Raw genomic sequence first — 21,438 nt, forward strand, 5'->3', positions numbered from 1 at the left:
GGAGATAACCACCCTCGTCAGTTGATCGCCGCCAGCACCAGCACCGGCTTCTCGCTGTACAGCGCCGGGAACAGCTGCTTCAGGTTCGCCACCTTGGGCAGGTCGTTGTAGACGATGTAGGGATAGGTCGGGTTCAGCGTCAGGAAGTCCTGGTGGTAGTTCTCGGCCGGGTAGAAGGTCTTGCCGGTCTCGATCGTGGTGACGATCGGTTCCGAAAACACCTTGGCCTTGCCGAGCTGGGCGATGTAGCTCTGCGCGATCTTCTTCTGGGCGTCGTTTTCGGCGAAGATCGTCGAGCGGTACTGGGTACCGCTATCCGGCCCCTGGTAGTTCAACTGCGTCGGATTGTGGGCGACCGAGAAATAGACCTGCAGCAGTTGGCCGTAGGTGACTTTCGAAGGGTCGTAGGTGATCTCGACGGATTCGGCGTGGCCGGTGCGGCCGGTGCCGACGGTCTCGTAGACGGCGTCGTCCTTGGCGCCGCCAGTGTAGCCGGAGACGGCCTCGCTGACGCCCTTGACGTGCTGGAACACGCCCTGCACGCCCCAGAAACAGCCGCCGGCGAAAACAGCCTTCTCGCTGCCCGCTGCCGCCTTTTCGTCCAGCGCCGGCGGCGGGATGACCACCGCGTCTTCCGCCGAGACAGCCGGCGTCAGCCAGAAGGCGGCGCCGGCGGTGGCCAGGGCAAGCGCGGCGAGCGCACCCTTGGCAAAGCCGATCGAACGGTTGCGATTCGAAATCTTGTTGTCGGTCATGGTTGCACTCCTCTGGCTTCCATTTGGGTCAGTCTATTGGATGAGCTACGATGGCACGATGCCGGAGTTGCGGGGAGGGCTCACTTTCGCGTTCCCTTTGAAGAAGCTGTCCCCGGCCGGACAGGGAGCCCACCAGGGACAGCCGGCCACGGACCAAAATTAATTGGCCGGAGCCATGGCGTCGGCCGCGGGCTTCATCGCATCGGCGGCGGGTTTCATGGCGTCAGCCGCCGGTTTCATCGCATTGTCCGCAGGCTTCATGGCGTTATCGGCTGGCTTCATGGCGTTGGTGGCCATCGGGTCCGCCGGCTTCATCGCGTCCGTCGCCGGCTTCATCGCATCGGTTGCGGGTTTCATCGCGTCGACCGCGGGCTTCATGGCGTTGGTGGCGTCATCGGCGCGGGCGATGCCGCCGGCCAGCAGCGCCGTCGAGCACAGAGCGAGCGCGAGGGCCGGCAGCGTCAGGCGGGACAGAATGGTCATGGTGGTCTCCTTGGGTGGTGGGTTGGGTGACGGCTCTGCCGTCGGTCTGTGCGGCGCCGCTCATGCGGCGTTGCGCAATCTCTTGGTGAAGGGTGATTTCTAGTTGGTCGCGGCGGCCAGGATCGGCCCACCGCCGGGCGACTGCACCAGCACGGCGGTGCTCAGGCCACCTTGCGTGGCGGGCAACGGATAGGCGGTGGCGCCGCCGGTCCAACTGCCGAGTTTTGTCAGCGCATGCACGACATTGGCATGCGGCAGCGTGCGGCCAGTGTTTTCGCCACGCGCCACCGGCACCTGCACCACGCCCTTGGCATAGCGCACCAGCCAGACATCGGCCTTGCCGCCCGGTGCGGCGCCGGCGCCGATCGCGACCTTGCCGCCCGCGAGCGACAGTGCGGGGCCGCCGGTCTTGGCCGTCGCCTTGATCAGGTGCTCGATCTCGCCGGGTGCCGCGCCGACGACGTCGGCATGGCCGTTGACCACCACTTGCGGCGTGAACGGCCCGTCATGGCCAAGCGGCGGCTCGTAGGAAACCTGGCGCTGGGTGAATTCCTGTTTGCCGAACGTGTCCTTCCAGCCGAGATAGTCCCAGTAGGTGACGTTGAACGACAGCGCCAAGACGCCGGGCTGGTCCTTGACCTTGATGAGATTGGCATTGGCCGGCGGGCAGGACGAACAGCCCTGGCTGGTGAACAGCTCGACCACTGTGAGCGGCTGCGCGGCGGCGGCACCGAGCGAGGCCGCGAGAGCGACGGCTCCTAGGCTGGACAGTACGGCGAGCTTGCTGCGGTTGGACATTGGCTGGCTCCGTGGGTGATGGCGCCGATATGCGCCGGTCATTCCCCCACTTCGTCGCCGCCACGGGCTTCGTTACAGCGCTCACCGGTTCGTGATCGGAGGTACGTCGAGAGCGCCGAAGATTGGCGAGGACCGCCATAACAGCTGATCTCCCTCCTCGTGGGGGAGATCGGCTGTTTCTACTGCGTCAGCGCAGTGTCGGAGGGCCGCTTATTGAAGTCGCACTTGCCGGTGACGTTGTAGAAAAAGTCGGCGTTGCTGACCGGCGCCGGAACCGGACTGCCACCGTCTTCCCAGGCCTGGTAGCCGGTCGCGCCGCAAGGCACGAGGCCGAAGATATCGACGATCTGGCCAGTCGGGATCTCGTTATAAACGATAGGCGACTGCGTATCCGCCTTGGTCCCGCTATAGAGCCGGTTGGACGTGAGCGGATCGTTCGACACGAGTTTCTTCGGGTTGCCCGACGGGACGTCCATCTGCAGATAGAGTCCGCCCATCTGGCTGACATCGATCTGCGCGCCGGTGCCATTGGCGGGGTACATCGTATCGACGCAGTAATATTTCGTCTTGAACCCGTCGGTCTGGATCACAGCTCCGGAGGGCGTGTTGGAGTCTACGAGCTTGCAAACCTGTTTCTGGGCCATCGTGGTGACGGTCTTGCCGGTTGAATCGACGGTGATGACGTTGGCGATGGTGGTGCCGTAGCCTTTCGGGTCTCCGGTGCCGCCATAAGTATAGTTGATCGTCATCAGCGGCTTGGCCGTCGTCGCGGCGAACGCCGTGCCGTAGAGCGTCATCGTCTTGTTCCAGTAACCCGACACCCCGGTGACCTTGAAGGTCGCATTGACCAGCGCCGGCGGCTTGCTGACCGCCGCCGAGACGGCAATCGGCACGGTGTTGATCCTGGCTATCTGCATGAAAGATGTCGGCATGGCGTAAGTCGCGAGCGCCTGCGCGGTGCTGGCGGTGCTCGTGGTACCAGCCACGAAACTGTTCAGCGTCGCGGTGCCCAGGCCACCGTTGGCGACGAAGGTATTCTGCAGCACTGCCTGCCGCTGCGTCAGCGTCGAGGTGGTGTCCATGGTGGTGATTGCCAGGATCGCGGAGTCCAGCGCCTGCTGCTGGTTCGACCGGGTCTGTACGGCGGCCGTGTAGTCGACCGAGAAGCCGACAGCGCTTATAATAGGCGCCAGCGCGAGAAGGAACAGCGGCATCATCGAACCGCTTCTGGAGCGGACGAACCTGCCTGCAAGCCTGATCATTTGTCTTACCCCCGCAATATCTGCAACTGTCGCGATACCACGCGCCGGCAAACCAAGGTCTAAGACTATCGCTCAAAGTTTAAGCACCTCTAGCCGCCGGCCGATATATGTGACACGCCGCGCTCGAACGGCATTGCACGGCTTCCCAACGTCTGCTCGCCTTTACTGCGTCAGTGCCGTCAGCGATGGGCGTTGGTCGAAGTTGCATTTGCCGGTCACATTGTAGAAGAAGTCGGCGTTGCTGACATCGGCCGGCACGGCATTACCGCCGTCTTCCCAAGCCTGGTACCCGGTCGCGCCGCAAGGCACGGCGGCGAAGATGTCGACGATCTGGCCGGTCGCGACCTCGGGCATGACCGTTGGGCTCGTGCCGATATACAACCGGTTCGAGGTGACCGGGTCGTTCGACTTCAGCACGGTCGGGTTGCCCGAGGGCACATCCATCTCAAGATAGAGCTGGCCCATCTGGCTGACGTCGACAACGGCGCCGGCACCTGTGGCCGGCACGTTGGCGGTGGCGCATGTCGTCTGGAAATAGATCGTCTTGCCGCTCTTGCTGTCGTACTGCCCGCTCACGATCGCGCCCGACGGCGGATTGGTGAAGGCGGACGTCGAGCCGGTGGTGGTGCACGTCTGCGTCTGGACCACCGTCGATGTCGAACCATTGACAAGCGATATCGTCGTCGTGCCGTAACCCTTTGCTTCCGTCAAGGAATAGGACTTGCTGCTCACCTTGTATGAATAGGTGTAGGGCGAGTAGACGTAGCTGGCCGTCAGGAGTTTTTGCGCCGTCGTCGCGGTGAAGCCCGTGCCGTAGAGAATCATCGTCTTGTTCCAGTAGCCCGACACCTTGTCGATCTTGAAGGTCGCCTGCACAAGGGCCGGCGCCTTGTTGACGCCCGAGGCGACGGCGACCGGTACGGTGTTGATCCTGGCGATCGTCATGAAATCGGTCGGCATGGCATAGCTCGCCGAGGTCTGCGCGGTAACGGTGCCGTCGGCGGCGACGTTGAAGCTCGCCAGCGTCGCCGTGCCCTGGCCATTGTTGGCGACAAAATTATCCTGCAGCGCCTGTTGGCGCGCGGCCGTCGTCGTGGTCGTCGGCAGCGTGGTGATGGCCAGCGTCGCGGCATCGAGCGCTTCCTGCATGTTGGACCTGGTCTGGACCGCATCGGTATAGTCGACCGAGAAGCCGACGACGGTGATCAACGGCACCAGCGTCAGGAAGAACAGCGGCATCATGGAGCCACTGCGCGAACGGGCGAACCCGCCTGCAATTTTCAACATTTCTCTACCCCCAAGAACATTAGCAAACGCGCAAATACCACGCAGCCGGCAAATCAAGGTCTAACAGGATTGGTCAAAGTTTATGCATCCGGGCCGCAAGGCCGCGATTCTCGACTTTTTGGCGCCACTCACCGTATTGTGATCGCAGGCGCCGCCCTTGGGCGCCAAGCCTTGCCCGGGCAAGCGCCCCCTGCTAAAGCGCGCGGATGAGCACGCCCCTCGACCACATCCGCAATTTCTCCATCGTCGCCCATATCGACCATGGCAAATCCACGCTTGCCGACCGCCTGATCCAGCTGACCGGCGGGCTGGAGGCGCGTGACATGAAGGAGCAGGTGCTGGACTCGATGGATATCGAGCGCGAGCGCGGCATCACCATCAAGGCGCAGACGGTGCGGCTGAAATATCGCGCCAACAATGGCGAGGACTATATCCTCAACCTCATCGACACGCCCGGCCATGTCGACTTCGCCTATGAAGTGTCGCGGTCGCTGGCCGCCTGCGAGGGCTCGCTGCTGGTCGTCGACGCCAGCCAGGGCGTCGAGGCGCAGACGCTGGCCAATGTCTACCAGGCGATCGACAACAACCACGAGATCGTCGTGGTGCTGAACAAGGTCGACCTGCCGGCCGCCGAGCCGGAGCGCATCCGCGAGCAGGTGGAAGAGGTGATCGGCATCGACGCCTCCAACGCCGTGCTGATCTCGGCCAAGACAGGGCTCGGCATACCCGACGTGCTGGAAGCGATCGTCCACCAATTGCCGCCGCCGCGCGAGGGCGACGCGACCGCGCCCTTGAAAGCCATGCTGGTCGACAGCTGGTACGACGCCTATCTCGGCGTCATCGTGCTGGTGCGCATCATCGACGGCGTGCTGAAAAAGGGCCAGACCATCCGCATGATGGGCACCGGCGCCAAATACCTGGTCGAGCGCACCGGCGTGTTCACCCCCGCCCGCATCAATGTCGACGAGCTCGGCCCCGGCGAGTTCGGCTTCTTCACCGGCTCGATCAAGGAAGTGGCCGACACCCGCGTCGGCGACACCATCACCGAGGACAAGCGCCAGACCGCGCACGCCTTGCCCGGCTTCAAGCCGGCGCAGCCGGTGGTGTTCTGCGGCCTGTTCCCGGTCGACGCCGCCGATTTCGAGGATCTGCGCGCCGCCGTCGGCAAATTGCGCCTCAACGACGCTTCTTTCTCTTATGAAATGGAAACCAGTGCGGCGCTCGGCTTCGGCTATCGCTGCGGCTTCCTCGGCCTGCTGCATCTGGAAATCATCCAGGAGCGGCTGGAGCGCGAGTTCAACCTCGACCTGATCGCCACCGCGCCGAGCGTCGTCTACCGGCTGTTGCTTACCGACGGCTCGGTGAAGGAACTGCACAACCCGGCCGACATGCCCGACGTGGTGAAAATTTCCGCCATCGAAGAACCGTGGATCCGTGCCACCATCCTGACCCCCGACGATTATCTCGGCGGCATCCTGAAACTCTGCCAGGACCGGCGCGGCATCCAGGCCGATCTCTCCTATGTCGGCAAGCGCGCCATGCTGACCTACGACCTGCCGCTCAACGAAGTCGTCTTCGATTTCTATGACCGGCTGAAATCGATCTCCAAGGGCTACGCCTCGTTCGACTACCACCTGACCGACTATCGCGAGGGCGACCTGGTGAAGATGTCGATCCTGGTCAATGAGGAGCCGGTCGACGCGCTCTCCATGTTGGTCCACCGCACGGCGGCGGAAAAGCGCGGAAGGCAGATGTGCGAGAAGCTGAAGGAGCTGATCCCGCACCACCTCTTCAAGATCCCGATCCAGGCCGCGATCGGCGGAAAGGTGATCGCCCGCGAAACCATTTCCGCCCTGCGCAAGGATGTCACCGCCAAGTGCTACGGCGGCGACGTGTCGCGCAAACGCAAGCTCCTGGACAAGCAGAAAGAGGGCAAGAAGCGGATGCGCCAGTTCGGCAAGGTGGATATCCCGCAAGAGGCGTTTATTCAGGCGCTGAAGATGGGCGATTGAGCGGTCCGGCTGACCGAATTAATTCACTTGTTTTAGTGATTTTAAAGCGAGGCGGTTGAATATCGCTTCGCTGGTCCATTTGTCACTTTCTCCGACTTGGCTAGCTATCGCATACCGTTCGACAGGTGTTGTCTTTGCCATCTGAGCCACTATCTGAGTGAAATCATCCCACAGTGATTCCAACCGCTCCCTGTTAGTAAAAAACATATCCAATGATGGGTTACTGCTATCGGTAACAGAACTTGATTCCGTATATACCAATATACCGGGAACGCTATAACCTTTATAATTGGTTCTAGTCCACTCAAGGTGCTGGAATATCTCTCCAACCTCTTCGCTATTTATTGCAGTACCTTTCTTCTCATTCTTCAGTTCGATAGGTATCGCGATTTTCGTGTGATGATCAAGCCACAGATCATCTGGGCCATCGTGAACGTCGTTACATGGCCGCCTCGCATCAAAACCAAGATTGGCGCCAATTTGGCGAACGGCTTCTTCAGCGATATTATGAGGAGTATCCCCAAAGGCAAGTTTGGCTTGCTCCCTTGCCTTGAGCCCCCTCTTCATAACCTCAGGCAGCGAGCCGATACAAAACCGTCGTAGCCCTTCCTCAATAACCGTTTTCTCAGGGTGAATCGTCCCAATTTCGTCGAGCTGTCTTCGTGGCAAAGGCAACTTCCCGCCGAGCCTATTCCGAGCTTCATCGAACCAGTCAAACATCGCGCTTTGATTGCCAAGCATGTTGTAGGCGGTGCCGATCCAAACGCTATACCAGCCTGCAAGGCGCGGGTTATTTGAGCGAATCGTCTCGAACTCTTCTTCGAATTCTGCTATGGCGCCCTGAATGTCACCTTGCCAGAGTTTGACTATAAAATTGGCCTCTCTCTTCGCAAACTGATCATCAACCTTTGTATATTGATCCCTCTGCTCGATCTTTTTGTCGTCGAGCGGATTCAACCCAATATGGGCATTGTAATACTCCACCCACTTCGGATCACGGTCTATTATCTGGTCTATAATAGAATAAACTCGTTCGTCTGTGATACTGGCTTTTATCTGGTCACAGAAATCTTCCGAAAGACGGACCTGCTCTTGTAATATCTTGGGAAAGAAAGCTTGATTCGACACATTACGTATCCAGTTCTCGAAGTCCCGGGAGGCAATTATGTAGACGCCATAGTCGTTCTTTCCTCGATTGATCCTGCCGAAAAGTTGAGTAATTCGATTTGCAATGCGAGCAAAAAAGGCTTGGTCGAGATGTAAGCGGTCGAACGAATATCGCTCCAACTGCGAAGTGCCGATAGGCAGACCATCCACAACCATTATGCGGCAGTCGTCGTCTGGTAGGTCTATCCCATCATACCGTCCCACAAGGAGAAACTTACCGGTATTAGCCGCTCGAAACTGATCCAACTGCGCACTGAACGCTTTGGCGTCTGACGGTGCCGTAACTATGGGAGCCCAATTGTTGGAAGAGCGTTCGCTGGGTACCGAAATCAAGACCTTATGCTTCTGACTTAGTTTGTTGATATGCTGCTTATCAGATACAAAGCTAGGTATCGCAGAGCCAAAAAGAAGTACTCGCTCTCCACGGCCAGCGTCTACGTCAGGTTCAATTACGAAAGGCGATTTTCCGAAGGCTCGAATTATGTCGCCTCGCGATTGGACGGTCGCAGAGAGGAATACCTTTGGGACGGCGTTGTCCTCTAGCGCCAGAATATTCATTGACGGCAAGAAAGCCGGGGTAAACTCTATAATATTCTTGCTAATCGTCACCGCGCAGCAACCGATGTGTCCTTTGAGGTAATCTAAGGGCAATTCGATTTCGAACGAGCTTCCGGCAAATCTTTGAAGGGTCGCTTGAATACGATCACTCCTTGCGTAAATCCCATTGGGCGGGCAAAGGGCGACTGAACCGGCTGACGTGTCAGCCATCACGGCGTCAAAGTTATGTTTCTGCCCTATCTCTGTAAACGCCTCCTCGATGTCAGGCAGGAGAGAGACGAACAGATCCTTGTGGTCGATTTTCGAAATCCTGACCGTAAAGACATCTCGAACCAGCCGCTCGCCAACGTGGGCGTCGTCAAATATAATTGCCCCAGGTCGACGCTGACCCCTGAATTTAGTCCTTGTTATTAACAGGGCTTGGTATGTCGTTATGCAAAATGATTTACCTTGATCAAATCCATCATTTGAAAAATTCTGTTCGAAATATGTGGTTGTGTTTAACCCGATGGCATTCGCCTCTTTCTCAGTTTGCCTTATTAGATCGATGGTGGGACAGGCGTAGACGACATTCCTTCGACCTTGGTTAAGTAAGCTTTGCGCAATGAGGCAACCGACGAGCGTTTTTCCTGCTCCGGTGTACATCGATATTAAGGTGTTACGATCAGGCTTGGCAAACCAGTCATCCAAGGCCTTCGCCTGACCCTGCCATAGCTCCTTTATTTTAGATTTCCCCGATGGCCGCGCCCTAAATATATCTCTCGGATTTGTGAGTTTGGCTCCAGCCTTTGGCTTTTCCAAACCTCCGAAATCAAACGTATCGACCATACTGAGCCCTCCCAAGCATTAGCTCTAGGCTTACATCTAATTGTCGTTCTAGATAAGAACAATATTTACTGGTGGAGGCGAGGTGGCGTTAAAAGAGCGTTCGCCCGATACGCGCAACCCGGTACTCACACCGATTGGTTGCGGGCGGCTGCCTTTTGAGCTGCCAGGATATTGCTCGATGCGATCTCTTAGCCGAGTTCCCACAAAGGACGCCCCCATTTGAAACCGCTCCACCCTGCAGTATCCTCCCCGCTTGCGGGGACACCAAATGCGCACCCCCTCAGACACCGTCGCCTCTCTCGGCCTCGCCATCGGTGGCGCCTTTGGCCTCGCCGACACCTTCGTCGCCAGCGCGCCGCTGCGCGAAACGCTGTGGGCGATCGACGGCGTAGCGCTGGTGGCGGCCGCAGCACTTCTGACCATGAAGACCAGCGGCTGGGCAATGACTGCGTCGCCGCCGGCTTCCTGACTTTCCTTGCCGGCGATACCTTGTTGCTGGCCGGCAATGCAGCCGGCTTGCAGGCCAGCGTTCCTTCCTATGCCGGTGGCATCACGCTGTGGGCGGCGGGGCTGGTGCTGATCAGCGCGCCGAGGACTTTTGCTCTGTGGATGCGGCTCACCGCGCTCGTCGCCGCCGTGCTGTTTGTCGTCTCCGTCGGCATGATCCTGTGGGGCGCGCCCTTGCTGCCGACCTCGTCGCCGCTGCCCGCCGCCTTCTATCCGTTCCTGGTGCTGACTTTTATTGGGTGGATCTGGACGCTGCTGCGGGATGGGCGGAGAGGCGCCGCTGCTGTCGAAATCCGCGGCAGGAAGACGAGCGTCGGCGCCGCCCCTCATTGCCCTGCCGGGCATTTCTCCCCGTAAACGGGGCGAAAGAAGCTGGCCGCTTCGCCGTGCCCCCTTTTTGCAACGTTGGGATTGGCGAACCAGCGACGGCGGCGTCCTTCGCCCCGTTTACGGGGAGTTGAGGAGTGGTCCGCGCAGCGGACGAAAGCCAACTGCTTGGCTTTTCGAACGACGAGTGGCGGCAGCCAGATGAGGGGCAGCGCTGACTTCGGCAGTCGTCCGCGCCCCGAGCATATCCGTCCCACATTGACATCACCCGAATACCGTCGTCATTGGACGCCATTGGGGGCCAGGGGGACTATCCATGAAAAAGATCTATGCAAAGCCGACGCTGAACAGGCGCGAGAAGCTTTCGGCCGTGACGGCAATCGCCTGCCCGGTTTCGCAGCCCTGCGGCTAGTTTCCGCTTCAGGCCCGACCTGCCGGGACTTCTTCACCGACGTGATGGAACGGGCCGGCACAATCCATACCAACCCTGAGTTGGTTGCTCGCGCTGGCTCGCAGCAGTAGAGAAGCCGTGCGGCGGACCTTAATCAGTTCGCCAGTGGCCGGCGCGGGCTCAGGCAACTGCCTCACCGGCATTCGCGCCGGCCATTCCCGCAGCCTTCGGTTGCCGGATCGGCCCCGGGGGTGGTTTGCCCCAAGGCACTGCCGCTTGCCGCCTCGCGCACCCTTTCGATACCCGCTTTGAGAACGCCCCACCGGGGAGTATCCTGCACGGCTTGGGGGGAATTCCAAATGCGTTCCAATTCTCTGGACATCGTCGCCGCGACCGGCCTGGCTGTCGGCGGCGCTTTCGGGCTTGCCGGCACTTTCGTGGCCAGCGCGCCATTGCGCGAAACGCTGTGGGCGATCGACGGCGTGGCGCTGGTGGTGGCGACGGCGCTGCTGACGATGAAGTACCAGCGGCTGGGCAATGATTGCGTCGCGGCCGGCTTCCTGACCTTCCTTGCCGGCGAAAGCCTGCTGCTGGCCGGCAATGCGGCGGGCTTGCAGGCCAGCGTGCCTTCCTATGCCGGCGGCATCTCGCTGTGGGCGGCGGGGCTGGTGCTGATCAGTGCGCCAAAAACCTTCGCCTTGTGGATGCGGCTCACCGCGCTCGTCGCCGCCGTGCTGTTTGTCGTCTCGGCTTGCATGATCCTATGGGGCGCACCCTTGCTGCCGACCTCGTCGCCGCTGCCGGCGGCAGGCTATCCGTTCCTGGTGCTGACTTTTGTCGGGTGGATCTGGACGCTGGTGCGGGCGGAGCGGTAGCTGGTGGTTTAGAGCCGCCTTCCGTCGATATCCGCGACTGGAAGACGAGCGTTCGCGCCGCCCCTCATCTGGCTGCCGCCACTCGTCGTTCGAAAAGCCAAGCAGTTGGCTTTTCGTCCGCTGCGCGGACCACTCCTCAACTCCCCGTAAACGGGGCTAAGGACGCTCTTGCCGCTGCTTTCGCCAATTGCCGGCGTCGCAAAGAAGGCGCCGGCGTTGCGACAGCCTCTTTCGCCCCGTTTTTACGGGGAGAAATGCCCGGCAGGGCAATGAGGGGCGGCGCCGACCTGCGATAGTCGCGCGCTAGCTGGGTCCTAGGTTCTCAACGGGCTTTGACTTCACTTAGGGCTTCCCCCACTCCGTCGCTGCTTCGCAGCGCCACCTCTGCCCCCTCCGGAGGGAGAGGAACCCAAGACCGACGCTCGCCTCAGCTTTCCAGCCAAACCTTCTCGAAATGCTGCTCCAGCGCCTGGTGCTGCTCACACCCTTCCACCCCCTTGCGGTAGGTCCGGTAGACCGAGCGCCAATAGGGCTGGATGATGATGCCGCTATCGCGCAAATTCTTCTCGATCTCGGCCATGATCTCCTTGCGCTTGGCGGCGTCGGGCATGGCGAGCGCCTTGTCGAGCAGCGCGTCGAACTCCTTGTTGGCGTAGGCGCTCTCGTTCCAGGCGGCGCCGGACTTGTAGGCAAGCGCCAGCACCTGGACGCCGAGCGGGCGGCCGAGCCATTCGGTGCAGGAGAAGGGGTATTTGCTCCAGTCGTTCCAGAAGGTGGCGGCGGGCAGCACGGTGCGCTTGATCTTCAGGCCGGCCTCGCGCATCTGCGCGGCGATGGCGTCGGCTGTGGTCTTCTGCCATTCGACGTCGACCGAGATCAGTTCGTATTCATGGTCCGCCTTGCCGGAGGCGGCGAGCAATTTCTTCGCCTCCTCGACGTCGCGTTTGGCCGGGCCGATATCGGCATATTCGGGATGCATGGGGCCGACATGGTGGTTGTCGGCGGGCTTGCCGCGGCCATCGAGGCCGAGCTTCAGCACGGCGGAATTGTCGACGGCGCGCTGGGCGGCGCGGCGCAGCTTGACGTCGTCATAGGGTGCGTTGCCGACATTGAAGCGGGCGACGATGGTCGAGCCGGTGGCGATCTCGGAATTCTTCAGCCCCATCTTGTCGGTCTGCGAGACGGCGTCCGAGGCGGTCTCGTGGTCGGTGTCGATCTCGCCGGATTCGAACGCCGACAGCATGGCGTTGGGGTCGGAGCCGTAGTCGATCCACTGGATGCCATCGAGGTAGAATTCGCCCTTCCACCACGGCTTGTCCTTGCGCTTCACCTCGGCGCCGGTCTCGGCGTCCCACTTCACCAGTTCGCAGGGACCGGTGGTGATGGCGAGCGCCTTCATCGGATCGCCGTCGCCGGCATAGGAGCGGTGCATGATCAAGGCGGGATAGTCGGCCATGCCGGCGATCAGCGAGATGTCGGGCTTCGGCAGATTGAGCTTTATGGTGTGGTCGTCGACCTTCTCGATGCCGCCATCGACCACCTTCTTGGTATCCGCATTGACCAGCGCGCCCATGCGCGCGGCGACCGAATTGCCGGCGACGCCGGCCTCGCACCAGCGGGTAAGGTTGTGGACGACATCGTCGGCGTTGAAGGCATCGCCGTTCGACCAGGTGATGCCCTTGCGGACATGCAGGGTGAGCGTCTTGGCGTCATCGCTCATCTCCCATTTTTCGAGCAGCCAGGGCTCGAACGAGAAATCGGTGTTCCAGCGCACCAGATATTCGTTGCAGTGGCGGGCGACGTTCGACATTTCGACGCCGTCGAAGGTGCGCGGGTCCTTGAAACCCTTGACGTTCATGGCGACGCGCAAAGTGCCGCCTTTCTTGGGCTCGGCGGCGCGGGCAGGGGTGGCGGCGAGGCCGCCGAGCGCCAGCGCGCCGGCGGCGCTGACGCCGAGGCCGGCCATCAGCGCCAGATATTCGCGGCGGCTGATGCCGCCCTTCCTGAAATCGTCGGCGACGGGTTTGGCCTGGGGATGCAGTTCGCGGTCGGTCAGCATGAATTTCATCGTCGTTCCCTCTTTTGTTGGTGCATGCCGCCCAAAAGTGCGAGGCGGTTTTGGGACAACGGCATGCACAGAAAACAGTGCGCCCCGAGCGATCGCCAGCGCGGGGGCGGCTGCTACCGCCGGGGCGCCTTTGCCTGAGAGGCCGATGATAGGACTGGGTGACGTTGGGGAGTGTTCTGAAATCCGCAGGAGTTGTGCGGCGCTCCGCAGGGGCGGGAAGCGATTGGCAAGGAAGGCGCGCAGGCCTCCCAACGTCGTCAACCACGGGTGGAGCAGCCGCGCAGCGGCGTCGCGGAGACCGTGGATGACGAAAGCGCGAGGGTGGCGCCCAACAAAAAACCCGGCCGAAGCCGGGTTTTTCGAAACATCCGATCAAGCCGAGCCTCAGCTCACCTGGACCTTCGAGGACGCGGCCTGGTCCTCGGCCAGCTTCTGCTGGAACATCTGGGCGAAGTCGATCGGGTCGAGCATCAGCGGCGGGAAGCCGCCATTGCGGGTCGCCTCGGCGATGATCTGGCGCGCGAAGGGGAACAAAAGGCGCGGGCATTCGATGAACAGGATCGGCAGCATGTGCTCCTGCGGGAAGCCGGAGATGGCGAAGACGCCGCCATAGACCAGCTCGACGTTGAACAGCACTTCCTGGTCGAAGGAGGCCTTGGCATTCAGCGTCAGATTGACGTCGAACTGCTTGTCGGAAAGCGGGTTGGCGTTGACGTTGACGTTGATGGCGATGCCGGGGGCCTTGTCGCGGCCGCGCAGCGAATTCGGCGCGCCGGGGCTTTCGAAGGACAGGTCCTTCACATACTGAGCGAGCACGTTGAGCGACGGCTGCGCCGCCGCATTGCCGTTTCCGTTGGCAGCGCCGGTCGGCGCGTCATCATTGCTGGCCATGAGCCTTTTCCTTTTCCCCTGGGCAGCGTTGCTGACCGAATTGAAATCGGGCGTTCGCTACCATGGCCGGCATGACAAGACAAGGTTTGCCGCCTTCGGGCTCGGGGCATTTGCCAGAGGCTGCGTCGGCCGCGGCCGGGTGTGGAGAGATCATCGTCGAGGTCGGTGCCGCCCCTCATCTGGCTGCCGCCATCTTCTCCCCGTGAACGGGGAGAAGGACGCTGTCCTCGCCGCTTCGCCAAGCGCCAGCGTTGGAAAGATGCGGCCGGCGTTGCGGCCAGCTTCTTTCGCCCCGTTTACGGGGAGAAATGCCCGGCAGGGCAATGAGGGGCAGCGCTAACGTCGGGGAACAAGCTGCGACCTAATCGTCCTTCAGCCGCCGCCACGGCGAATTGTGGTCCGGGCCGCGCTTGAGATCGTCCTCGCGCGAGTAATCGCCGTCGTCGAGGTCGATGACCTTGTCGCGGCTCCGGCCGCGAAAGCCGCCGGCGCTGAAATCGGTGGCGACGACGATGCGGCCCTTGAACCGGCGCCAGGCAAGGTCGCGCACCGGCGGCAGGAACAGGAGCAGGCCGATAATGTCCGTGATGAAACCAGGGATGATGAGCAGGATCGCGGCGACCACGATCATGGCGCCGTGGGCAAGATGGCGGCTGGGGTCATGGCCGGCATCCATCTCGGCGCGCACCCGCGCCATGACGCCGAAACCCTGGTGCCTGAGCAACAACACGCCGGCGATGCTCGAGGCCAGCACGAGGCCGACCGTCGCCAGCGCGCCGACCTCGCGGCCAACGATGACGAAACCGGCGATTTCCAGCAGCGGAAGCGCGAGAAGGAAAAGGGGAAGCAGCGAAATGCGCAAGTCTTGCCGATCTTTTTTCGATGGTCGTTTCGTTTGTTTTGCCCCTGGCGGCCAATCACCGCTGGCACCGAGGCTGTTAGATAGGTATGCCTGCCATTGATTTGAATGATTGCGCCTTGCGTTCTATATGCTTTGAATGTTGAACGCTATGCGACCGCGGCCTTTCGGCTGGACGGTCCGGCCTAGAGGCAGGGATTGATTGGCGGAAGATATGGGATTCTTCGACTTCGGCACGATTTTCTTCCTGATCGCGGCGGTGGTGATCTTCTTCCAGCTGCGCAACGTGCTGGGCCGTCGCACCGGGAGCGAGCGGCCGCCCTTCGATCCCTATACGGCGGCGCGCACCGACAAGGATGCAACGCAGAAGCCCGAGAATGTCGTTTCGCTGCCGCGCAAGCGCGCGCCCGGCGACCCGGCCCCGGCCGACGCCTATACGGCGATCGATGCCTTCGCCAAGCCCGACACCGATCTCAACAAGGGCCTGCGCGCGATCAAGGACAATGATCCATCCTTCGATCCGAAGGGCTTCGTCGACGGCGCCAAGATGGCCTATGAGATGATCGTCATGGCCTATGCCGACGGCGACCGCAAAACGCTGAAGAACCTTCTGTCGCGCGAGGTTTTCGACGGTTTCGTCGCCGCGATCGGCGAGCGCGAGGCCAAGTCGGAGAAGATCCAGTCGTCCTTCGTCGGCATCAACAAGGCCGACATCGTCTCGGCCGAGATGAAGGGCGGCGAGGCGCATGTGACGCTGCGCATCATCAGCGAACTGATTTCGGCGACGCGCGACAAGGCGGGCGCTGTCATCGACGGCGATCCGGAAACCGTGGCCGAGGTCAAGGATGTCTGGACCTTCGCCCGCGACACGCGCTCGCGCGATCCGAACTGGAAGCTCGTCGCCACCGAAGAAGAAGACTGAGCCCCGATGCATGCCGCCTAAAAGTGCGAAGCGGTTTTGGGATAACGACATGCATGAGAACAGGGTTGGCGAGGCGCTATCGCCGCTTTTTGTCGAGAAGTCCTTCGCGGGTCTCCCCGGCTGGGGCGACGACGACCACCTGCCGGCCTTCGAGGCGTTTCGCCGCTCCGCTTTCCATGTTCTGGTAAAATCCTATCGCAGCGGCGCGCTCGGCGTCGATTTCGGCGCCTTCGCCGAGGCTTATGCGGAGGCGCGCGGCGTCGCCTCGCCGGATGGAGCGCAGGCGCGAGCCTTCTTCGAGCGGCATTTCATCCCCATGCTGGTTGTCCCGATGCCGGTCGGGGCCGAGACCGGCGCCGGCCTCGTCACCGGCTTCTACGAGCCGCAGGTCGAGGCATCGCCGGTGCGCACCGACCGTTTCACCGTGCCGCTTCTGTCGCGGCCGGCCGATCTCGTCGATGTCGACGACGCCAACCGGCCGCAGGGGATGGATGCCTATCTCGCCTTCGCACGCCGGACAGCGGACGGACCGGTCGAGTATTTCGACCGTGGCGCGATCGAGCGCGGCGCGCTCACGGGCCAGGGGCTTGAGATCGCCTGGCTGGCCGACAAGGTCGATGCCTTCTTCGTCCATGTGCAAGGGGCGGCGCGGCTCGCCATGACCGACGGCCGGCTTTGCCGCGTCACCTACGCCGCCAAGTCGGGCCAGCGCTTCACCGGCCCGGGCAAGGTGCTGAGCGAACTGGGCGAAATCCCGCTGTCGCAAGTGACGATGCAGTCGATCCGCGCCTGGTTCAAGGCGCATCCCGGGCGCGTCGACGAGATCCTGTGGCAGAACCGCTCCTACATCTTCTTCCGCGAGGCCGAGGTGGAGGACGCGACCCTCGGCCCGATCGCCGCCGCCAAGGTGCCGCTGACGCCGGGGCGCTCGGTCGCCGTCGACCGGCTGCTGCACACGTTCGGCACGCCCTTCTACATCGACGCGCCGACGCTGACCGCCTTCGACAAAAAACCGTTCCGGCGGCTGATGATCGCGCAGGATACCGGCTCGGCCATCACCGGGCCGGCGCGCGGCGATCTGTTCGCCGGCTCGGGCGATGCCGCCGGCGAGATTGCCGGCGTGGTGCGCAACGCCGCCGATTTTTATGCGCTGGTGCCGCGCGCGCTGGCCGGGAGCGGCCGGTGAGCAAGCGCCCGGACAGGCTGAGCGAAGACGACCGGGTGTTGTGGAACCTGGTGGCGCGCACGGCCAAACCGCTCAAGGGCAGGACGTCGGTCGACATTCCCGACCTGGCCATCGAGGCCAAGCCAACGCCGGCGCAACCGGCCCAGCCCACCGCCAATACGGCGGCCGTTGCCAAGCCAAAGGCACAGCATGTCACGCACCGGCTCGACGAACCGACGCTGGACAAATTGTCGAAGGGCCGGCTGCCGATCGAAGGCCGTGTCGACCTGCATGGGATGACGCAGGACGAAGCCTATTCGCTGCTGTTCTCGTTCCTGCACCGGGCGCATGCCGGCGGCATCCGCTATGTGCTGGTCATCACCGGCAAGGGGACTTCCTCCGGCGGCGACGGCGTGCTGCGGCGTGCGGTGCCGGCCTGGCTGTCGACGCCGGCGTTCCGGCCGCTGGTCTCCAGCCACGACCATGCCGCCCGCAACCATGGCGGCGCGGGCGCGCTCTATATCAGGCTGCGGCGGGCGCGCTCATGAAGGTTGTGAGGCCGGGCGCATGACGCCGTTCGGCGAGAGGCTGCGGGCGCTCCGCAACGAGCGCGGCGTCAGCCAGAAGGACATGGCGGCGGCGATCGGCGTCAGCGCCGCCTATCTGTCGGCGCTCGAGCATGGCAGGCGCGGCGCGCCGACCTGGACGCTGATCCAGAAGATCATCGGCTATTTCAACGTCATCTGGGACGATGCCGAGGAACTGGCACGGCTGGCCGAAGCCTCGCATCCACGCGTCAGGCTCGATACGTCGGGTCTTTCACCCGCCGCCACCGAACTGGCCAATCTGCTGGCCGAGAACATCGAGAAGCTCGACGAGGCGGAACTGCGCCGCATCACCGCATCGATCCGTGCGGCGCTGGGCCGACGGGTGTGATCTGTTTCAACCGGATTTTGCGACGGGCGTCCGCCTGATCGCAAAACAGTGCCCGCCGGCGAAACGCCAGCGGGCAGCTGTGGTGGGATCAGGGCTTACCGGCCGGCCCGCCATTGGGATTGCCGCCATTCGTGCCCGGGTGGTCATGGTCGCCACGGCCGCCGTTGCCACCGCCCAGACAGTCCGACGCGCCGGCGGTGCCGCAACAACGGCCGGCCCAAAGGTCATTGAGCGTCGTCTTGACGCAGCTCGTGTCGGTTTGACCAGCCAGAGCGGATCCACCCAAGGCCGATACCGCGACGGCGGCGAGAAGGGCATTACGCAGGAAAGCAGTCATTTGAAGTCTCCATGGTTGGGTTTCTATCGTTCACGGCTGTGTGTCGCCGGGCGAACGGAAATGGTTCACGGAGATGCGAAGATTCCTTGGGGGATGCGCGAGAGGGCGCGGCTGGCCAAGTTGGCGCCGCCCCTCATCGTCTGGAACAACCGACGATGGATGCATGGTGGTGCTCGCAAGCCGTCGCCCGGTCGCTTACTCCACCGAGCCGACCAGAACCTGCTGGCCGCCGCGGATGGAGACCCAGCGGCCGGTGTTGTCGATCGCCTGCCGCTTGAGGAAGCGGTAGCCAGTCTGGTCCCAGGCCTTGACCTTGTCGGTCAGATTGTCGAGCACGTAGTCGCCCTTGTCGGTGCGCACGGTCAGCACGGAATGGCCTTCGCCGTCGGACTTGCGCACCACGGTGATGAGAAGATCGGCAAGCGAGATGCCCATGTGGGACAGCCGGCGGCGCTTCTCCAGCACATAGTCCTCGCAATCGCCGACGCCCTTGTCGGGATAGGCCCAGACCTCGTCCTTGCCGTAAATGTCCATGTCGCTCATCGGCTTGACGGCGGCGTTTACCCTGGCGGTAACGCTGGCGAGCTTGGTCATCAGCCCATGGGTCATCCTGGCCGGCGCCAGATTGCTTGGACGGATCGAGCATTCGCCGGGGTGCAGCTTGCAGAAATCATAGTGGCCGATCGGCTGCGAGGTGATGCCCCCGGTCGCCATCGCTCCGGCAGCCAAGGCCGGTGCCATCCAGCCCGCCGTGGCTGCCAGGCCGGCCATGGCCACGCACAGGCGCAGCCTTCTCGCCATTGTTGAGGAATTCATTGTCCCCGCTCACCCTGTTATTAACGAAACGTTAAGGGCGATTGGCGGTCCGTGTCAATTCCGACGACGGGCTGATTTGCAGCATGGTTACCCGCGGGGAGGGACAGCGACGCTTGCGCAACAGAACCGGACGGGCAGTCGATTCTGCGCGGAATTGCCTACCGCTTGGCGGTGCGGACCAGCTTCGGCTTCACCGCGACGCGGTTCTGGCGGCCATAGCTCGTAATGAAGTCGACGATGCGCGGCACGATCTCGGAACGGAAGCGCGAGCCGTTGAAGACGCCGTAATGGCCGACCGCCGGCTGTATGTAGTGCGCCTTCTTGTCGGCCGGAATGTTGACGCATAGATCCTGCGCCGCCTTCGTCTGGCCAAGGCCCGATATGTCGTCGTTCTCGCCCTCGACCGTGAACAGGGCGACATTGCGGATGGCCGACGTGTCGATGCGGGTGCCGCGATGCGTCATCTCGCCCTTGGGCAAGGCATGGCGCACGAACACGGTGTCGACGGTTTGCAGGTAGAACTCCGCCGTCAGGTCCATGACCGCTAGATATTCGTCATAAAAATCGCGGTGCTTCTCGGCATTGTCGCCATCATGCTTCACGAGGTGCATGAAGAAGTCCTTGTGGGCGATGATGTGGCGGTCGAGGTTCATGCTCATGAAGCCGGACAGCTGCAGGAAGCCCGGATAGACCTCGCGGCCGAAGCCGGGCACCGGCCAGGGCGCGCGCATGACGACATTGTCGCGGAACCAGTCGATGCCCTTTTCCTCGGCCAGCAGATTGACCGCGGTCGGGTTGCGGCGGGTGTCGATCGGGCCGCCCATCAGGGTCATCGTCGACGGCACGAACGGGTCGCCCCTGGTTTCCATCAGCGCCACCGCGGCCAGAACCGGCACGGAAGGCTGGCACACCGCCATCACATGGGTGTCGGGCCCGAGCGCGTGGAACATCTCAATGACATAGTCGATATAGTCGTCGAGATCGAAACTGCCGTCGGCCAGCGGCACCATGCGGGCGTCGACCCAGTCGGTGATATGGACATCGGCATAGGGCAACATGGCTTCCACCGTGCCGCGCAGCAGCGTCGCATAGTGGCCCGACATCGGCGCCACGATCAGCAGCTTCGGGTCGGGCTTGCGCGCGGCCGGCACGGCGCGCTCGAAGCGGACGAGATTGCAGAACGGCTTCGACCAGACGGTTCTTTCGGTGACCGCGACGCTCTTCCAGTCGACGACGGTCTTGTCGAGGCCGAAGGCCGGCTTGCCGTAGCGGCGCGTGGTGCGTTCGAACAGTTCGGCGCTTGCAGCGATCGAACGGCCCCAGGGCGTGTGCGAGATCGGATTGAGCGGGTTGGAATAGAACAGCCGCACCGCGTCGGCATAGAGCCGGGCGGGCTGCAGTGCCGCATGGTTCATCTCATAGAGCTGGTAGAACATCGACAACCCCGCTGCGGCCTGCAATCGAAGGAACGACGAGCAGCGCCGAGCCCTAGATGTCTCGCGGCGAGGTTAACAACTAATTGTTGCGATGCAATACGTCACGTCGCGTGAGCAATGGTTCTTTCGTCCAAAGCGCTGGAAATCGGCCTTGAACGGGCGAGCCGGCTCAATGTGCAGTGCCGAAATGTGTAGGAAATATGTCCGGCCCTGTTGCCGGACACAGGAATAGGCTCAGACGCGCGCGACGCAGACAGCGGTCTGGCCCGAGCTGATGAAGCCGAGCTGTCCGGCGGCGCTCTTCGACAGGTCGAGCATGCGACCCCTGATGAACGGGCCGCGATCATTGATGCGCACGATGACGCTTTTGCCATTGTGCTGGTTGGTGACCCGCAATTTGGTGCCGAAAGGCAAGGTGCGGTGGGCGGCGGTCATCGCCGAGGGGTTCATGCGCTCGCCCGATGCGGTCTTCGAGTGCAGCGCGTACCAGGAAGCGCGGCCGCACTGGCCGGCGGCGGCGGTCGCCGAAGTGGCGGAGGCGCCGACCATCAGGCCAGCAGCGATCGTTACCGCGACAAGCGCGGTTTGATTTAGGGTCTTCATCTTTAAGGGGTGGCTCCGTTTTTGACAGACCCCAGCCGTTAGGTCGAGAATAAGGCAGGAAATGCGGCAGTGATCTGTCCGTTCCGTGGCGAGATCACACGTTTGGAGTCACCGGGTAACAGTCTGTCAGGGATTTTCCGGCGCGCGAAGATCAG

The 21,438-nt window shown here is 62.2% G+C and carries 21 protein-coding genes; 8 read left to right on the forward strand and 13 right to left on the reverse strand.

All coding sequences use genetic code 11. The features are described 5' to 3' along the window. Window positions 1–17 precede the first annotated feature (17 nt). The 5 genes from msrA to EB233_RS04165 form a co-directional block, all read right to left on the reverse strand. Window positions 18–755, reverse strand: coding sequence for a peptide-methionine (S)-S-oxide reductase MsrA (gene msrA, locus EB233_RS04145; protein ID WP_064990891.1), 738 nt, complete (start codon window positions 753–755; stop codon window positions 18–20). Window positions 756–914: 159 nt separating this feature from the next. Next, window positions 915–1,238, reverse strand: a complete 324-nt coding sequence (locus tag EB233_RS04150) for a hypothetical protein (protein ID WP_027054881.1) — start codon at window positions 1,236–1,238, stop codon at window positions 915–917. A gap of 99 nt (window positions 1,239–1,337) precedes the next feature. Next, window positions 1,338–2,036: a DUF1223 domain-containing protein gene (locus EB233_RS04155; RefSeq protein WP_064990892.1), complete on the reverse strand. Its 699-nt coding sequence runs from the start codon at window positions 2,034–2,036 to the stop codon at window positions 1,338–1,340. A 179-nt stretch (window positions 2,037–2,215) separates the two neighbouring features. Continuing rightward, on the reverse strand, window positions 2,216–3,298 hold the full coding sequence (locus EB233_RS04160; RefSeq protein WP_064990893.1) for a TadE/TadG family type IV pilus assembly protein: 1,083 nt from the start codon (window positions 3,296–3,298) through the stop codon (window positions 2,216–2,218). Between the two features lie 162 nt (window positions 3,299–3,460). Then, complete coding sequence (locus EB233_RS04165) at window positions 3,461–4,585, reverse strand: TadE/TadG family type IV pilus assembly protein (RefSeq protein ID WP_064990894.1); 1,125 nt, start codon at window positions 4,583–4,585, stop codon at window positions 3,461–3,463. 206 nt (window positions 4,586–4,791) lie between these two features. On the opposite strand from EB233_RS04165, the gene lepA reads away from it, so the two are divergent. Further along, window positions 4,792–6,597 (forward strand): translation elongation factor 4, encoded by a 1,806-nt coding sequence (gene lepA / locus EB233_RS04170; protein ID WP_064990895.1) that lies wholly within the window; start codon window positions 4,792–4,794, stop codon window positions 6,595–6,597. Window positions 6,598–6,615: 18 nt separating this feature from the next. On the opposite strand, the gene EB233_RS04175 is transcribed toward lepA, so the two are convergent. Further along, window positions 6,616–9,150 (reverse strand): DEAD/DEAH box helicase family protein, encoded by a 2,535-nt coding sequence (locus tag EB233_RS04175; protein WP_064990896.1) that lies wholly within the window; start codon window positions 9,148–9,150, stop codon window positions 6,616–6,618. Between the two features lie 268 nt (window positions 9,151–9,418). On the opposite strand from EB233_RS04175, the gene EB233_RS31725 reads away from it, so the two are divergent. The 3 genes from EB233_RS31725 to EB233_RS04185 all read left to right on the forward strand — a co-directional run bounded on the left by EB233_RS31725 (window position 9,419) and on the right by EB233_RS04185 (window position 11,250). Then, window positions 9,419–9,619, forward strand: coding sequence for a hypothetical protein (locus EB233_RS31725; protein ID WP_081294217.1), 201 nt, complete (start codon window positions 9,419–9,421; stop codon window positions 9,617–9,619). Between the two features lie 20 nt (window positions 9,620–9,639). After that, window positions 9,640–10,014 (forward strand): hypothetical protein, encoded by a 375-nt coding sequence (locus EB233_RS31730; protein ID WP_244277751.1) that lies wholly within the window; start codon window positions 9,640–9,642, stop codon window positions 10,012–10,014. Between the two features lie 720 nt (window positions 10,015–10,734). Continuing rightward, on the forward strand, window positions 10,735–11,250 hold the full coding sequence (locus EB233_RS04185; protein ID WP_064990897.1) for a hypothetical protein: 516 nt from the start codon (window positions 10,735–10,737) through the stop codon (window positions 11,248–11,250). Window positions 11,251–11,677: 427 nt separating this feature from the next. Here EB233_RS04185 and EB233_RS04190 read toward each other — a convergent pair whose 3' ends face one another. The 3 genes from EB233_RS04190 to EB233_RS04200 all read right to left on the reverse strand — a co-directional run bounded on the left by EB233_RS04190 (window position 11,678) and on the right by EB233_RS04200 (window position 15,071). After that, window positions 11,678–13,318, reverse strand: a complete 1,641-nt coding sequence (locus EB233_RS04190; protein ID WP_064990898.1) for an ABC transporter substrate-binding protein — start codon at window positions 13,316–13,318, stop codon at window positions 11,678–11,680. 384 nt (window positions 13,319–13,702) lie between these two features. Then, window positions 13,703–14,209: a protein-export chaperone SecB gene (secB, locus tag EB233_RS04195; RefSeq protein WP_027054872.1), complete on the reverse strand. Its 507-nt coding sequence runs from the start codon at window positions 14,207–14,209 to the stop codon at window positions 13,703–13,705. A 361-nt stretch (window positions 14,210–14,570) separates the two neighbouring features. Continuing rightward, window positions 14,571–15,071 (reverse strand): FxsA family protein, encoded by a 501-nt coding sequence (locus EB233_RS04200; RefSeq protein ID WP_064990899.1) that lies wholly within the window; start codon window positions 15,069–15,071, stop codon window positions 14,571–14,573. A gap of 211 nt (window positions 15,072–15,282) precedes the next feature. Between EB233_RS04200 and EB233_RS04205 the strand changes: the two genes are divergently transcribed. The 4 genes from EB233_RS04205 to EB233_RS04220 are packed head-to-tail and all read left to right on the forward strand — an operon-like array spanning window position 15,283 to window position 18,091. Further along, window positions 15,283–15,990: a Tim44/TimA family putative adaptor protein gene (locus EB233_RS04205; RefSeq protein WP_064990900.1), complete on the forward strand. Its 708-nt coding sequence runs from the start codon at window positions 15,283–15,285 to the stop codon at window positions 15,988–15,990. Between the two features lie 49 nt (window positions 15,991–16,039). Then, window positions 16,040–17,176 carry a murein transglycosylase A gene (gene mltA, locus EB233_RS04210; protein ID WP_064990901.1) on the forward strand — a complete coding sequence of 379 codons (1,137 nt, stop codon included), beginning with the start codon at window positions 16,040–16,042 and terminating at the stop codon, window positions 17,174–17,176. After that, window positions 17,173–17,703 (forward strand): Smr/MutS family protein, encoded by a 531-nt coding sequence (locus tag EB233_RS04215; RefSeq protein WP_064990902.1) that lies wholly within the window; start codon window positions 17,173–17,175, stop codon window positions 17,701–17,703. Before mltA ends, EB233_RS04215 begins: the two co-directional genes overlap by 4 nt. A 19-nt stretch (window positions 17,704–17,722) precedes the next feature. Then, window positions 17,723–18,091 (forward strand): helix-turn-helix domain-containing protein, encoded by a 369-nt coding sequence (locus EB233_RS04220; RefSeq protein ID WP_064990903.1) that lies wholly within the window; start codon window positions 17,723–17,725, stop codon window positions 18,089–18,091. Between the two features lie 88 nt (window positions 18,092–18,179). Here EB233_RS04220 and EB233_RS04225 read toward each other — a convergent pair whose 3' ends face one another. From EB233_RS04225 to EB233_RS04240, 4 genes are all read right to left on the reverse strand, one after another. Continuing rightward, window positions 18,180–18,428: a hypothetical protein gene (locus EB233_RS04225; RefSeq protein ID WP_064990904.1), complete on the reverse strand. Its 249-nt coding sequence runs from the start codon at window positions 18,426–18,428 to the stop codon at window positions 18,180–18,182. 195 nt (window positions 18,429–18,623) lie between these two features. After that, entirely contained in the window at window positions 18,624–19,244 is a 621-nt protein-coding gene (locus EB233_RS04230; protein WP_064990905.1) for a transglutaminase-like cysteine peptidase, read from the reverse strand. Between the two features lie 158 nt (window positions 19,245–19,402). Then, window positions 19,403–20,680, reverse strand: a complete 1,278-nt coding sequence (locus EB233_RS04235; protein WP_064990906.1) for a polyhydroxyalkanoate depolymerase — start codon at window positions 20,678–20,680, stop codon at window positions 19,403–19,405. A 234-nt stretch (window positions 20,681–20,914) separates the two neighbouring features. Continuing rightward, window positions 20,915–21,283, reverse strand: coding sequence for a septal ring lytic transglycosylase RlpA family protein (locus EB233_RS04240; protein ID WP_064990907.1), 369 nt, complete (start codon window positions 21,281–21,283; stop codon window positions 20,915–20,917). Between the last annotated feature and the right edge of the window lie 155 nt (window positions 21,284–21,438).

It is taken from the genome of Mesorhizobium erdmanii, from assembly GCF_013170725.1.
Lineage (GTDB): Bacteria > Pseudomonadota > Alphaproteobacteria > Rhizobiales > Rhizobiaceae > Mesorhizobium > Mesorhizobium erdmanii.